This is a genomic window from Spirosoma soli, assembly GCF_042684525.1.
Taxonomy (GTDB): Bacteria; Bacteroidota; Bacteroidia; order Cytophagales; family Spirosomataceae; genus Spirosoma; species Spirosoma soli.
Window position 1 is genome coordinate 1 of the sequence record NZ_JBHULN010000065.1, and the last position, 568, is coordinate 568.

Sequence of the window (568 nt, forward strand, 5' to 3'; positions counted from 1 at the left end):
GCTACCCGCACCGGTTGGCCAGTATTCGCAGCGAAGGGCAATTTAACTCTATTATTTACGAGCAAGCCGACAGTTATCGCGGTACCACAACCCGCTGGTGTGTGTTGATGGGCAAAGACGATTTACGCGAGCACCAATTAACGCCCGGTGATTTGGTGTCGCTTGTTTCTGCCTGTGGCCGGATGGACGCATTGACCGTGTGTGAGTTTGATCTACCCGCCGGTAGTTTATTGGCCTACTACCCAGAGGCCAATAGGTTAATTGGTACTGAGCGCGACCCCCGCAGTCAAACCCCCGCTTTTAAATCCGTGCCAGTGCGTATTGAGCGGGCGCCAAGGTAACGCGCTGTTATGTGGCGCGCTACCTATGCCTTGATTACTTGGCGATGAGGCCGTCGTGCAGGTGCTTTTGCTCAAAGGTAAAGATCACCTCGGGGTTGGGCTCGACGTAATCGAAGACCCGAACCGGGGACTCGACCTGTTGCAGCAAGTGGCGAATAACCGCCAGTCGCGCTCGTTTTTTATTGTTGGCATTCACCACCGTCCAAGGGCAAGCCGCGCTGTGGGTT

1 protein-coding gene and 1 pseudogene are annotated in these 568 nt (G+C 55.1%); one reads left to right on the forward strand and one right to left on the reverse strand.

Annotated features, from left to right (window positions below):
• The coding region (locus ACFSUS_RS29110; RefSeq protein WP_381528820.1) for a molybdopterin dinucleotide binding domain-containing protein at positions 1-341 on the forward strand (341 nt) is incomplete at its 5' end.
• 34 nt (positions 342-375) lie between these two features.
• On the opposite strand, the pseudogene ACFSUS_RS29115 reads toward ACFSUS_RS29110, so the two are convergent.
• A pseudogene (locus ACFSUS_RS29115) lies at positions 376-568 on the reverse strand (hypothetical protein); the annotation flags it as partial.